At 62.1% G+C, this 11,902-nt stretch carries 11 protein-coding genes and 1 pseudogene; 6 read left to right on the plus strand and 6 right to left on the minus strand.

Annotated elements, in window-relative coordinates; translation table 11 throughout:
• Positions 1 to 7: 7 nt before the first annotated feature.
• Positions 8 to 901 carry a LysR family transcriptional regulator gene (locus ACOI1H_RS20465; RefSeq protein WP_422439761.1) on the minus strand — a complete coding sequence of 298 codons (894 nt, stop codon included), beginning with the start codon at positions 899 to 901 and terminating at the stop codon, positions 8 to 10.
• Positions 902 to 1,067: 166 nt separating this feature from the next.
• Here ACOI1H_RS20465 and ACOI1H_RS20470 point away from each other — a divergent pair, with 166 nt between their 5' ends.
• The 4 genes from ACOI1H_RS20470 (at position 1,068) to ACOI1H_RS20485 (ending at position 4,094) form a co-directional block, all read left to right on the plus strand.
• Positions 1,068 to 1,475 (plus strand): cyclophilin-like fold protein, encoded by a 408-nt coding sequence (locus ACOI1H_RS20470; protein WP_422439763.1) that lies wholly within the window; start codon positions 1,068 to 1,070, stop codon positions 1,473 to 1,475.
• 58 nt (positions 1,476 to 1,533) lie between these two features.
• On the plus strand, positions 1,534 to 2,283 hold the full coding sequence (locus ACOI1H_RS20475; protein ID WP_422439765.1) for an SDR family oxidoreductase: 750 nt from the start codon (positions 1,534 to 1,536) through the stop codon (positions 2,281 to 2,283).
• 106 nt (positions 2,284 to 2,389) lie between these two features.
• Complete coding sequence (locus tag ACOI1H_RS20480; protein WP_422439766.1) at positions 2,390 to 2,785, plus strand: (R)-mandelonitrile lyase; 396 nt, start codon at positions 2,390 to 2,392, stop codon at positions 2,783 to 2,785.
• 115 nt (positions 2,786 to 2,900) lie between these two features.
• Positions 2,901 to 4,094, plus strand: a complete 1,194-nt coding sequence (locus ACOI1H_RS20485) for an MFS transporter (RefSeq protein WP_422439768.1) — start codon at positions 2,901 to 2,903, stop codon at positions 4,092 to 4,094.
• A 229-nt stretch (positions 4,095 to 4,323) separates the two neighbouring features.
• Here the strand turns inward: ACOI1H_RS20485 and ACOI1H_RS20490 are convergent, their stop codons facing one another.
• The 5 genes and pseudogenes from ACOI1H_RS20490 to ACOI1H_RS20510 all read right to left on the minus strand — a co-directional run bounded on the left by ACOI1H_RS20490 (position 4,324) and on the right by ACOI1H_RS20510 (position 9,924).
• A complete protein-coding gene (locus ACOI1H_RS20490) occupies positions 4,324 to 4,965 on the minus strand; it encodes a gamma-glutamylcyclotransferase (protein ID WP_422439770.1) in 642 nt (213 codons plus the stop codon).
• Positions 4,883 to 6,035: pseudogene (locus tag ACOI1H_RS20495) on the minus strand (IS3 family transposase). The gene ACOI1H_RS20490 and the pseudogene ACOI1H_RS20495 overlap by 83 nt, the downstream one beginning before the upstream one ends.
• Before the next feature lie 616 nt (positions 6,036 to 6,651).
• On the minus strand, positions 6,652 to 8,088 hold the full coding sequence (locus ACOI1H_RS20500; RefSeq protein ID WP_422439772.1) for an alpha/beta hydrolase: 1,437 nt from the start codon (positions 8,086 to 8,088) through the stop codon (positions 6,652 to 6,654).
• Positions 8,089 to 8,221: 133 nt separating this feature from the next.
• Positions 8,222 to 9,493 (minus strand): Y-family DNA polymerase, encoded by a 1,272-nt coding sequence (locus tag ACOI1H_RS20505; protein ID WP_422439773.1) that lies wholly within the window; start codon positions 9,491 to 9,493, stop codon positions 8,222 to 8,224.
• Positions 9,490 to 9,924, minus strand: coding sequence for a LexA family protein (locus tag ACOI1H_RS20510; protein WP_422439775.1), 435 nt, complete (start codon positions 9,922 to 9,924; stop codon positions 9,490 to 9,492). Before ACOI1H_RS20510 ends, ACOI1H_RS20505 begins: the two co-directional genes overlap by 4 nt.
• 148 nt (positions 9,925 to 10,072) lie before the next feature.
• Between ACOI1H_RS20510 and ACOI1H_RS20515 the strand changes: the two genes are divergently transcribed.
• Together ACOI1H_RS20515 and ACOI1H_RS20520 are read left to right on the plus strand one after the other, a co-directional pair.
• Positions 10,073 to 11,455 (plus strand): Y-family DNA polymerase, encoded by a 1,383-nt coding sequence (locus ACOI1H_RS20515; protein ID WP_422439776.1) that lies wholly within the window; start codon positions 10,073 to 10,075, stop codon positions 11,453 to 11,455.
• 29 nt (positions 11,456 to 11,484) lie between these two features.
• Positions 11,485 to 11,902, plus strand: a 418-nt coding sequence (locus ACOI1H_RS20520; protein WP_422439777.1) for a DUF427 domain-containing protein, incomplete at its 3' end; no start/stop codon positions are given.

An 11,902-nucleotide genomic window follows, 5' to 3' on the forward strand; every position in this document is an offset into this window, starting at 1 on the left:
CTAGAGTTCAACTCTTGTGCCGCAGTGCGTCCGTCAAAATCTTGAACACGGGGACGTTCTGACGTCGGCTTGGGTAGTAGAGGTAGTATCCCTCGAAGAAGGGCGACCAGCCGCCCAGCACCTGGACCAGTGTTCCCGCCTCCATTTCATCGGCCACAATATCTTCGGGCACGTAGGCGATCCCCAGCCCCATCACAGCCGCGTCGATCATCGCGTAGGAGTTGTTGAAGGTCATCTGACCATCGACGCGCACCCGCAATGGCTGGCCGCCCCGCTCGAACTCCCACGCATAAAGACCCCCGGACGTGATGTGCCGCATGCCGATGCAGCTGTGATGCAGCAGATCCTGAGGATGCTCCGGCGTGCCATGGTGCGTGATGTAGTCGGGGGAGGCAATCGCCACCAGCCGCCAGTCCGGGCCGATCCGCACCGCGATCATGTCCTTCTCGATGCTTTCACCGAGCCGGACCCCGGCGTCGAAACCGTCCTCGACGATGTTGCGGAAGGCGCCGTCGATGCTGAACTCGATGGCGATACCTGGGTGCGCGGCGAGAACCGGCTTCAGCTTCGGCCAAACGACGCTGTCGAAGGCGTGGTCTGACAGCGTGAGGCGGATCGACCCGGACGGCGTGTCGCGCAGGGCCATCAAGTCGGCGATGTCGTCCTCGATGGCGGCAAACCGAGGGGTAATTGTCGCCAGCAGCCGTTCGCCTGCGGGCGTCGGTGCGACGTTGCGCGTGGTGCGCGTCAGAAGCGGAAAGCCCATTCGCATCTCGAGCTCCTTGATCCGCTGGCTGAGCGTGGACTGCGCCACGCCGATGCGGGCGGCGGCCTTGGTGAAGCTGCGCAACTCGGCCACGGCCTGAAACCAGACGAGATCGTTAAAGTCGGGTTTGCGCATGGGGTGCTCCTGTCTGCCCCAAGATGATTGATCGGCAAGATCGATAAGTCCATGCGGAATTATCTCACTAATCGCTCTGACGCAAATGGCCTATCTCTTCGTCAACTGACGCGTGGAGAGAGAGTGACACACCTCATCCCTCCCCCGTCCCACGAAAGGAGCAGACATGCTGCGCACGATACTGCTTTCAATGACCCTTACAGGAGCGAGCTTGCCTGCCATGGCCCAGGATCGCATTCGTATCACCAGCGGAAACGACAGCATCATTGCCACGCTGCACGACAATGCGGCGGCGCAGGCGCTGCGCGCGATGTTGCCGCTGGAGTTGTCGATGCGCGACCACCTGCGGCAGGAAAAGACCGGGACACTGCCGCAGGATTTGCCGTCAGCCCCACGCCAGCGCGACTTCGCGTTGGGCACCCTCGGGCTGTGGAGCACGGGCGATTTCGTCATCTACTACCGAGCGGGCCGCGTGCCCTCTCCGGGGATCGTCGTTCTTGGCGAGGTGCCGGGCGACGTGTTAATCTTCGACCACCCCGACCCAGTCACCATTTCAATCGAGGCCGTGGACTGATGTCGACGGCCTCTCACGGCGGGGTCTGTCCCGACATTCCAATACTATTCGGAGAACCATGATGAGCAACAATATCACCGGCAAGGTCGTCGTCATTACCGGCGCTTCCAGCGGCTTGGGCGAGGCCGCGGCCCGCCATCTGGCCGCGGAAGGCGCGAAAGTCGTGCTTGGCGCGCGCCGCGCGGACCGGCTCGGAGCATTGGTCTCGGAGATCACATCCGCAGGCGGCGAGGCGCTGGCCGTGGCGACCGACGTCACTGTGCTGGCCGATGTGCAAGCCCTCGTCGATGCCGCCGTCGAAACCTTCGGCCGCATCGATGTGCTGATCAACAACGCAGGTCTGATGCCTCTGTCGCCGATCGAGAGCCTGAAGGTCGACGAGTGGGACCGGATGATCGACGTGAACATCCGCGGTGTTCTGCACGGCATCGCGGCAGCCCTGCCGCACATGAAGACCCAGAAATCCGGTCAGATAATCACCACATCCTCGGTGGCCGGTCATCTCGTCTTCCCGGCCTCGGCCGTCTACTCGGGCACCAAGTATGCCGTCCGCGCGATCTGCGAGGGGCTACGGCAAGAGGTGAAGCCCTACAACATCCGCACCACGACACTCTGCCCCGGTGCAGTCAAGACTGAGCTGCTGGACCACATCTCGGACGTGGAGGTGAAGGCGGCCAACAGCGACTACGTCGGTCAGGTCGGTATACCGGCCAACAGCTTCGCGCGGATGGCAGCCTTTGCGATCGGCCAGCCCGAGGATGTGGACGTGAACGAGATCATCTTCCGTCCTACCGCCCAGCTGCTCTGACCTCGCCGCGCCGAAGGGCTTCTGTTCGCGCGGAAAGACACGCTCCGGCTCTCATGCCGGAAAGCGACAGCGGCCTCCGCGGGCCAAACCCTTGAAAGGACATCTCATGAAGATCATGCGCGCAGGATCGCAACCATCGGGTCCCGGCCCGGCCGACTATTTCACCGGCCAAGTCCGGATCGACCCCCTGTTCACGGCCGAGGCCCCGAGCCGCAGCGCAAGTGCGCTGGTGATGTTCGAGCCCGGTGCCCGGACGGCCTGGCACACCCACCCCGCAGGGCAGGCGCTGATCGTGACCGCAGGCATGGGCCGTGTGCAGCGCGAGGGCGATCCGATCGAGGAGATCCGTCCCGGCGATGTCGTCTGGTTCCCAGCCGGTGAAAAGCACTGGCACGGCGCATCGCCACAGACAGCCATGTCCCACATCGCCGTGCAGGAAAGCATCGACGGCAGTCCTGTCACCTGGCTGGAACAGGTCAGCGACGCCGACTACGGTGGATGATCCTCACCGGCTGCCGCCGACCGCCCCATGGCATTTGCGCCGCGTGCCTTGGGGCGGGACCCCGTCCACCGAAATTCCTGTACCGATTCAAACCTTCTGTAGGTAGCCAATGACCATGACCAGCCTTCGCCCCGCCTCCACCGCGGAACCCGCGACCGGGGCCGTCTTGTCGATGGCTCTCTGCGTCACGGCACTGATCGCGTCGGAGTTCATGCCGGTCAGCCTGCTGACCCCGATCGCGGCCGATCTGGGCGTGACGGAAGGGCGGGCGGGACAGGCAATCTCGATCTCCGGCCTCTTCGCGGTCATCACCAGTCTTTCGGTCGCCAGCGTGACCCGGGGGATCGATCGCAAGACGGTGCTGTCGGCCTTCTCTGCCATGCTTATACTGTCCGGCCTCATCGTCACGTTCGCGCCAGACTACCTGACCTTGATGGTCGGGCGGTCGATGCTCGGGATCGCCGTTGGCGGGTTCTGGGGCATGTCGACGGCGATCATCATGCGACTCGTTCCTGCTGGCGACGTGCCCTGGGGACTTGCCACGTTGAACGCTGGCGTCGCGATCGCGGCGACGGTATCCGCGCCGCTGGGTGCCTTTCTGGGAGAGATCATCGGCTGGCGCGGTGCATTCTTCCTCGTTGTGCCACTCGGCCTTGCGGCGCTGGTCTGGCAACGGGTCAGCATGCCGTCCCTACCGCCGCTTGGCCGTGCCGCGCGGGTCAATGTCTTCGCCTTGTTGCTGCGACCGCAGGTGGCCCTTGGCATGTCAGCGATCCTGTTGCTGTTCGTGGGCCAATTCACACTGTTCACCTACCTGCGCCCTTACCTCGAAGGCGTGGCAGGCTACTCGGTCAACTCGCTGTCACTTGTCCTTCTCGGGCTCGGCCTTGCAGGGGTTGTGGGGTCATGGGTTGTCAGCAAACTGCTGACCCGACACCTCCATGTCATCAACATCGCTATCCCATTGCTGATGGCGTCTGTCGCAGTTCTGCTGATCGCCGTTACACCGCGGCAGATCCCGATTGCCGTCCTGCTCATGGTCTGGGGTTTCGTCGCAACGGCCGCCCCGGTGGGCTGGGGCACCTGGGTCAGCCGCGTCGTGCCAGACGACGCCGAGGAAGGCGGCGGCTTGCAGGTCGCGGTCATCCAGTTCGCCATCGCCCTGGGGGCAGCGGGCGGCGGGTTCATGTTCGACCGCGTCGGATGGAGCGGGACCTTCGGCTGCGCCGCAGCTTTGCTCGTCGGCTCTGCTGTTTTTGCTGTTGCGGCCACGCTGCATTGGAAGAGACGTCTTGAATTGCGCCAGTAGTCATCGTCGTTATTGTCAATAAAGGTTCAAAGCGTTTTGGCACGACTGCTGAAAGCGGCCATTCGCGCAGCCGCAGCGAAGGGTGAGTTTGTCCCGCTCTGCCGCCATTCGTCGTCCGGTTCAGCGTGGATTTTGTTCGCGACCGCAGCGAACGGCAGGTCAGAGCCCTCAGCTGCCGTTGAAATCGAGCAAATTGTTAGTTCGAAACGAGGGACGCTCTCGCCCGAAGTCAGACTGGCCCGATACGCTCAGAAACGAGTTCTTGCAAGCGCCATAGCTGCGGGTCGTGCAGACCGCGTGCCTCAAGCTGAGTAACCGTGTTCAACAGATACTCGGCACCAGTTCCCAGATGTCCGCAACACCTGGCCAGAATATCGGCAACTTCCTCCAACGGAATATCCCCGGCATACAGCTCAGATGTTCGGCTCATCACGAATGCCAGCGCCTCAACCGGTGCGGAATCTGTATCCACGGTCACCCAGCGAGGCTCGTTCGTGTTTGGCTTTACTGTAAACTCGCGCCGGAAAAGTCGGTCGAGTTGCGTCTCTAGGTCCTCTTCGGGTAACTCGAACAACACGCCCTGACACTCCCCGCCTTGATCGAGGGACATCATCAGCCCAGGGTTTTCCGGGGTTGCGCGAAAACGCAACTGGCGCAGACAGAACGAACGGTGCCAGCCATGCAAAACACCACTCCGTTCGCCAACATGCTCGATCTCGGGTTTCCATATTAAAGAACCGTAGGCAAACTGAGGTGCTCCCCATCTCTTGGACAGGATCTGGCGCTTTTTAAGCTCTGATCTGCTCCTGCTGATCGGGTTGCGTTGCTTCGATTTGCCGTGAGTAGACCACTGCCGGTGGCTGTCCGCCAAGGGCCTTGTGCGGGCGGCGGTGATTGTAGAACTCCATCCAGTTGCGGACGCCGGCGCGGGCCTGTGACCCGGTCTCCCAGGCATACAGATAGACGCACTCGTATTTCAGGGTGCGCCACAGGCGCTCGATGAAGATGTTGTCCAGGTAGCGACCCTTGCCGTTCATCGAGATGCGGATCCCGGACCGGCGCAGACGGTCTGTCCAGGCGAAGGATGTGAATTGGGACCCCTGATCACTGTTCATGATGTCCGGTGGTCCGAACCGATAGATGGCCTCGTTCAGCGCCTCGACGCAGAAGTCCGCGTCCAGCGTGTTCGAGATCCGCCACGACAGAACCATCCTGGTATGCCAGTCCATGATCGCCACCAGATAGAGGAACCCGCGACGCATCGGCAGATAGGTGATGTCCACGCACCAGACCTGATTTGGCCGGTCCACCCGCAGGCCGCGCAGGAGATAGGGGTAGGTCTTGTGCCCCTTCGCAGGCTTACTGGTGTTGGGCTTCTGGTAGATTGGCATCAGCCCCATAAGGCGCATGAGCCGACGGATGCGCTTCTCATTCACCTCGTGGCCCTCGTTGCGCAGGTGCCATGTCATCTGACAAACGCCGAAGAACGGCGTGTCGAGGAACTGCACATCGATCAACCGCATCAGCGCAAGGTTCCGCGCCGTCTCACCCTGCGGGGTGTAGTAGAAAGACGAGCGCGGGATCGATAGCAGGGCACACTGCTGGCCGATCGACAGGTCTGGATGGTCAGGTTCGATCGTGCCCCGCCTCACTTGCCGCCCCAAGGCTTCAGCTTTCTTTCCAAAAAAGAGTTGGCCACCGCCAGCTCCCCAATCTTGGCATGCAGGTCCCTGACCTGATCCTCATCGATCACCGGCGTCTTCCGCCGCCGCGTTCGAAGACACCGGACGCGCCGTCCAGCAGCGCACGTTTCCATTGATTGATCATCGTCGGATGCACGCCGAACCGGCTCACCAGCTCCGCAACGGTTGCCTCGCCTTTCAGCGCTTCCAACGCCACCTTCGCCTTGAACTCAGGGGCATGCTGCTTTCGTTTCGACATCTTCGATCTCCTTCGTGGTGAAGATCAGCAGACAGCAATTTAGAGCTTACGTCAGTGTCCAGTTTTCGGGGGGCACCTCAAACAGCTGCGTGGGTCTGTTTGGCGCTGGGTGTGACGCAACCATTCGAGACACCCACTCTGCATAATCATGGTCAGTCTGGGTCTGCTGTCCGACTGGCGGCCCCGCGTCTTCGATCTTACGATGAACCAATGCAACAAGAGCAGATGTGAGCGATAAAATTCGTTTTTCGCGATCCATCAGTGTCACCCTTAGAACTAGCGTAATGTTGCCCTAAGTCATTTAAAATTGCAATAAAATTTTGGCTCAACAGAAAGACAGCACTGTCGTTCGAGACTAACCAATCTGTGAATATCCGACTTACATTACGATTTTCGGCTCCGTCCTTGCTGCCGTCATTCGCACTTTGAAAATGCTGTGCGGTGCACGAATGTCCGCTTTGGGGAAGCTGCAATGCGGCACACCTGGGTCGGATGGACGGCAGCTGTGGGCCGAAAGTGCAGTTGCCAACTCATCGTGTCGAACGTTCGCTGCAAGCGGACAGTGGTCGCCTCCGTCCGCACTGATTTTCTTGGCACCAGTGTGTTAATAGACGTTTCATGATGCCACCAAGGGCGTGCTGGCGGCGACTGACCACGCGAGGATCACGCCGAGAACGAAGCCCACTGAAGTCGGATCACTGCGTTTCTGAACCCAGCCACCTGCAAGCCCGTAGACCATCCAGAACAGGACCATCACCGGAAGCACGGTGAACGCGATTCCGAGCTCTGTCGAAACCAGCATTGCGCAAAGTAGAGTAAGCAAGGGTAGGATCCTTTGGCCTAGCGAGGCGATCCAACCCGATCGGGCGACCACCAAAGCGTCCGCAACGCAAAACGGGACGGTTCCGAGCATCAGCATCAACATGATCCCGAGGCGCCTCCCGGTAGGCACGAAGGCTGCTCCGTAGTGGTTAAGTGCCAGCGCGAAAATGCCGAGGCCCCAGACCAGCATCAGGGCAATCGCCCGTGGGCGAATGCGTGCGGGGCGCACACCGACGCGCCATAAGAGAGCAAGCTGAACGGCACCCCAAGTTCCAGTGAAGACAGTCAGAGCGCCGAATGCGAACAGACCTCCCATGCCAGGCAGTATCACGATCGCGGCCAACAAGGCCGGAGCGATAGGTGCCACGAGGATCAAGATTATTCGGCGTCCCAGTTGCGCTGGTCGCACCAGAGGTGGGCCCAGCGCATTGCTCAGTGGCCACATCAGCACGACAAGCGAGATCAGAAGCGTCAAGAGCCAAGGTGCAATATGGGGAAGCGGACCAACCGATTTGCTACCCGCGGTAGCCGCGATCCAATCGCGCACTTCGGTCAGCGTAAACTGGCTGTAGAGCACGCCGACATGACCGACCGACGGCGCGGCGACCGCGCGTCGCACGACAGCGCCATTCGTAACGGTCTCCCCTTCTATCGCCTCTGTATCGATCTGGTGCAGGCGGCCCAGCGCGACATCGCGCAACCGGCCTTCCCGCGCACCGGACACGATCAACAGCCGCTCGGGTGAGTTCGGGGTGACGGCGTCGGAATACATCGAGATCGCAACGACCGCAGCGACATCATCGATCCGCTCCGCAGTTCGGATCACCACGTCCGTCGCCATCGAGTGACCGACCAGCGAGATCGGCCCCGTGACGCCCGGCAGGTCGCGTGCCGCCTGTGCAACCGCAATGGTCTGCTCCACCAGTCGTGCGGTTGCGCCCTCGAGCGAAGCCACATCGCCCGTCATCGGATCCGTATTGCGCCCGTGACCGAGGAAATCGAAGGCGGCAACAACGAAGCCCGCGCGCGCCAAGGCAATCGAGATCGGCTGCATCATCTGGCGTGATCCGGCGTAGCCATGGGCGACGACCACAAGCGGGCCGCCTTCGATCTCATTGGACCGCCAGACCGTGACCGGGGTCGAGGCGAGGGTCATACGCTCAGACGACACGCCGTCGCGCTGACGTTCGAGCATGACGACAGACAGCACCGCGACAAGAACTGCCGCCATCGCCAAAACCCAGGTTGTCGTTCGCTCTTTGCACATCGGTCTGAGTATAGCGCCGCGTCTGATAATTGCCTGCTGGGCGCTGAGCCGGGTTGGAAATATGCTGCCAGAGTGGGTCCGCAACATCAATGACCGCTCACCTCACCACCGGCAAGTCGCTCAGCCTTGTCGTGTAGCGAGGACTGCGGTGATCCGCTCGCAGCTGCCAGGATCGCGTCATGCCCTCGCTGGCCAAAACCATCGTCTTCTTGCCAAACCGCCCATTGACCTCGTCCAAGGCGTGCATGAGTGCTGGCGATCCCTCCCGATAAGTGTCGAACAAGGTCAGCGGCCGTTGCTCGTAAGGCAGCAAGTCATCGAGCAACACGCCGGCCTTGGTGAACCCGTAGGATGCCGCACCGATCTTAGGCCAGGCCGCCAATGCGCAGCGCTTCGCCGCACCGATGAGATCGAACGTGTCCGACGACATTGGCGTCAATCGTGTCGACCGGGATCCTGCATACTGGGGGCGATCCGGTCGATGCCGGTTCGTGTGAAAGAACACGGTCAGCGTCCCCGCCACCAGCCCATGTTGGCGCAGCTTTTCGGCCGCGCGCGTGGCATGGGCGGTGATCGCCTGAAACAGCGTATCGAAGTCTTTCATCGGCGTGCCGGAGGACCGTGTCACCGCCATGCCCTTGCGCTGTGGCTCCACGTCGTTGAAGGCAATGCAAGGTTCTCCCTGCAACTCCAGCACGGTGCGCTCCAACACGACGGTGCCGAGAGCGCGGGCCTGACGCAGCGGCATATCCCGCAGCTCTGCCGCCGTGCCGATGCCGATCCCCTGCAACTTTCCTTGTATCTTCAAACCGATCCCCCAGATGTCGCCGACAGGCACGAGCGGCAGCAGCCAGTCGGCCAGCGCCGAGTCCATCATATCCAGCACGCCCGCGAAGATCGGGTTCTTCTTGGCGATGTCATTGGCGCATTTCGCCAAGGTTTTCGTGGGCGCGATGCCGACCCGCACGGGCACGCCCACCCGGCGCAACACATCGCGGCGGAGCGCTTTGGCGTGGGCGGTGCGGTCCTTGAACCCGGTGAAGTCCAGAAAGCACTCGTCGATCGAGTAGATCTCCACGGTCGGCGTGTAATCCTCGTAGACCTCCACCACCCGTCGGCTGATGTCCCCGTAGAGGGTGTAGTTCGACGAGAACACGCGGATGCCGTGCGCCTCGACCTTGTCGCGGATCAGATGGAGCGGTTCGCCCATCTTGATACCCAGGGCCTTGGCTTCGTCACTGCGGGCCACGGCGCAGCCGTCATTGTTCGACAACACGATGACCGGGACATTCTTCAGCGTGGGGTCAAAGATCCGCTCGGCGCTCACGTAGAAGTTCGCGCTGTCGCTGATCGCGATGGGCCGGGTCACGCCAGATCATACCGCCGCACGACGCCGGCGATGACACCCCAGATCTCACTGTCCTCGGTCAGTTCGATGTCGGGAAACTGCTCGCGGCTGTTGGCCGGTGCCAGGTAGAACCGGCCGTCACGCTTGCGCAAAATCTTAGCGGTGACCGCCCCCTCGACGACGGCCAGCACAGCGCGCCCCAGTCGCCGCTTGCCGGCACGGTCGACAGCGATGATGTCACCATCCCGGATGCCAACGTCCCAGAGGCAGTCGCCCTCCACGCGCCACCAGAAGGTCGAGGCGGGATGCCGCACGACCCATGCGATCGGATCGATCTCGTCCTCCAGATCATCCCCTGCCGGCGACGGAAAGCCCGCACTGACCCGCATGGCAGGCAGGCCGATGATCTGCCGTTCCGCCAGAATGGGGGCATCGATGGGATGGAGGGGCATCCTCGACTCCTCTTTTTGTTCTTGCTATGTTCTCATTATATCTGCCACCTGCGTCCGACCTGTCAAGCCGCGCCAACAAGTCGATCCCCGTTTTCGCTCCAGCCGCGCCCTGAGATGTCGCATTGTCCCGCACACACTAAAGGCTATCATGACCACTCCCGGCCCGGAGCTCTCGATGACACAGCATTCACGCGGTCAGGCGCGCGGCATCGAGCGGCTCTATCTCGATTTCGATAGTTTCTTCGCATCCGCAGAACAGCACTTCAATTCGGACCTGCGCGGGCACCCAGTCGGTGTCGTGCCCTTGGACGCCCTGCACACTGGCTGCATCGCGGTCAGCCGCGAGGCCAAGGCACGGGGCGTCAAATCGAACATGCCGATCCTGAAGGCGCGCGAGATCATCCCGGACATGATCTTCGTCGTCGCACGGCACGACGTCTACGTGCGCCTGCACAAGCGTATCCTCGACGTGATCGAAAGTGTCGTGCCCGTGGCTCACGTCAGGTCGATTGACGAAGTTGTCTGCAACCTGCTGCCGTCAGAAGGCGATCGCGCTGAGGATCTGGCCCGGCAGCTGAAAACGGCGCTGTCGACCGCGTTTAGTAACGTGCTGACCTGCTCCATCGGGATGGCACCAACCGAACTGCTGGCCAAGATCGCGGCGGAGCTGCAAAAGCCGGACGGGTTCAGGCTGATCGAGGCTGAGGATCTGCCGCAGGCCCTGGCCGGCATCGACCTCGGTGATCTTCCGGGCATCTCGAAAGGCATGTGCGCGCGGCTGGAGGCGGCGCAGGTCCACGACTTCAACGGTCTCTGGGCGCTGGCTCCCAAGCAGGCGCGGGCCATCTGGGGCAGCGTCGAGGGCGAGCGGTTCTGGAACGGCGTGCATGGCTATCACACGGAACGCCCGGCCACGAAGAAAAGCATGTTCGGCCATAGCCGGATCCTGCCGCGGGACTGGCGCAACCCGGAGAAGGTGAAAATCTGTGCGCGCCTCCTGACCGAAAGCGCCGGCCGGCGGGTGCGCCGCGCCGAGGTGCGTGCGACAAGGCTGACGCTCAGCTTTAGAGGAAGCGGCACACGAAACGCGGCGGGTCAGCGCGTGGATGTTGAACAGTGGAGCTGGGAAGGGCACTTAGCACCGGCCCGCGACGACCACACCTTCATGACGGCCCTCGGTGCAGGACTTGCAGAAGCGGAGCGCAGACTGCCGTTCCAGCCCGGATCGGTGAGCGTGATGATCCACGGCCTGATCGCAGAGGCCGAGATCATGGGCGACCTGTTCGCGGCATCCCCCAGCGTGTCAGGTGGCGCATCGGAGACAGCCGACCGCGCCAAGTGGGAAAAGGTCAGCGATCTGATGGACGGCCTGCGCGCGAAGCTGGGACCGCAGGCGCTGTCAATGGGACCACAGACGGAGGTGCCGGGTGGCTACGTCGGTGCCAAGATCGCCTTCGGCCGGATTCCTGACGAGGCCGACTTCAGCGGTGCCCCCGTCGCTGATGAGGACACGCACTTCGTCACATTCTGAACCAAGGCCAGCCCATCCAGGAGACGACCATGCAGTCACTTCCCATCGAGAATGTTCAGGACTATCCGCGCCCGCCCAGCCTTGAAGACGTTCCGCACCATCTGCGCGTGATGCTCGCCGATCAAATCGTCGCCGATACCAGCAAGGGGCTGCGCGTTCTGGAGACGCATCACGCGCCCACCTACTATTTCCCGCGCGGTGACATCCACGCCGATCTTGTCCCTGTCGGCGGTGGCAGCTTTTGCGAATGGAAAGGGCAAGCGCAGTATTTCGATGTCGTAGTGGCAGGAAAGGTCGCCAGCCGCGCGGCATGGACCTACGAGCGCCCCTCAGCCGGCTTCACCCGCATCGCGGGCCATGTGGCATTCTACGCAGGACTGATGGACGCCTGTTTTGTGGGGGAGGAGCGCGTCTTTCCGCAGCCGGGGGATTTTTACGGCGGCTGGG

This window comes from Loktanella sp. DJP18 (assembly GCF_049310965.1).
Taxonomy (GTDB): domain Bacteria; phylum Pseudomonadota; class Alphaproteobacteria; order Rhodobacterales; family Rhodobacteraceae; genus Loktanella.